1 protein-coding gene is annotated in these 1,731 nt (G+C 47.7%); it reads right to left on the bottom strand.

Features of this window, described 5'->3' with window-relative positions; genetic code table 11:
- Positions 1-1,718 (bottom strand): glutamate synthase central domain-containing protein (locus A3738_RS12410; RefSeq protein ID WP_231876641.1); only part of this gene is annotated, 1,718 nt, incomplete at its 3' end.
- Between the last annotated feature and the right edge of the window lie 13 nt (positions 1,719-1,731).

The raw sequence follows: 1,731 nt of genomic DNA, 5'->3' as shown, positions 1-1,731 counted from the left end.
GTCATATTGACGAATTCACGCACAGCGGTTGTACCAAAGCTGTGACCAGCACCGTCAGAACGCTCTTTAAACAAGCCCAGTAGCGGAATCTCATTTTCGCTTTGAATATCTGCAACACGCGCATGCCAGTCGGCTGCACTTTGTGCGATGTCGGCAAACCGTACGCCTCCAACTGGCGCATGGATGTTCGGGAAAATTTGCTTAAGTTTAGCGTCTTCAGTATCAAGGAAGTTCGATTCAAAGAACTCACCACCGATATAGCTTTCAGCCGTACAGAGACCAAACTTACCCATGGTCTTCATCAAGGCTTTTTCGACTGCTTTTTGATACTTGCCAAGCGCAACTTCAACCGCTGCATGGTCACCATGAAGCTCGCACGCGCGATAGAATACGGTCAAGGGACACACAGCCGAGACACCAAAGCCAAGCAAACAAGCAACGTCATGCGTACTTACCGCCTGACCTGTTTCAAACAGCAGGCTCGAGTTAAAACGCAGGCCTTGTTTGATCAAGCGTTGATTCGCAGCCGAAGCAACCAATACTGCAGGCAATGCGGCCTTATGATGACTCACGTTGATGTCACTTAAAACAATGATATCCCAGTTATTTCGAGCTAAGGCCTCAACGTGACTACAAACTCGCTCTAATGCTTCTTCAAGCTTGATTAGATTGTTTGTCGCGTCATTCAAGTCAACCTCATATAAGGTTTCAACACGCTCTACACGAAGAACATCTTGTTTCTCAATCTGTTTAAGGTGCTGAGGTTGCAAAATAGGCGAGGGTAAGGTCAGCTGCTTGGCACCTTTTTGAGCAAAGTTGGGTTTCGCGCCAAGCGATACACGCAAAGTCATTCCGTCCGCTTCACGAATACTATCAAGAGGAGGGTTCGTCACCTGAGCAAAGCGCTGCGAGAAGAAGCGCGACATGCCACCTTCTTCTTTAGCGAAGCTGTTTGGCGCTAGGCCATAACCCATTGCTGAAATTTTTTCCCCGCCATTTTGCAGCATTGGATCAAGCAAGAACTTAAAGCTCTCTTGGTTCATGCTATAGGCCACGTGCAAGGCTGAAACACTTAGTTTGCCCGGCACTTCAACTTCACTTAGAGCGACAGGATGTAGATCGCTTAAACGAATACGCGCCTGTTCTAACAAAAGGCCATAGTCTTGCTCGTCCGAAAGACGTTCAAGTACATCGTTCGTATACTCAATACACTTACGCTCATGGTCAAACAAGACCATACCACCAGCTTCAATACGTCCGCGACGAATGATTGACTCAGGTGCAAAATCAATTTGCCCTGCTTCACTCATCACAGCTAAGTAATCATTGGTTTCAACGCTTCGCAAAGGTCGTAGACCTAAGCGGTCAAGACGCGCACCAACCTTTACACCATCACTAAAGATAAGTGCCGCTGGGCCGTCATTCTTCTCTTCAGAAAGCGCGAAGTACTCAAGCATGTCACGCTGATTTCCTTGAATACGCTCGTCGTTCTCCCATGCCGGCGGCATCATCATTAGGGAAGCTTCGTCAATATCGAGACGGTCTTCTATGATGCGGCGAGCCAGTGTTTGGTCAAGACGTGCAGAATCTGACTGACCTTCTGGGAAAATAATTTCTCGATTATGCGAACGTGCAATCGCATCTTCACTCAGTCGATTTTTACGGTCAGTGTTCAACTCACCGTTATGCGCCATACGTCTAAATGGTTGCGCAAACATTGGATTCGGCGCT

The sequence above is a fragment of the Oleiphilus sp. HI0066 genome (assembly GCF_001635725.1).
Note: the sequence above shows the minus strand (reverse complement) of the source record. Positions and strands in the feature narration are given on the sequence as shown.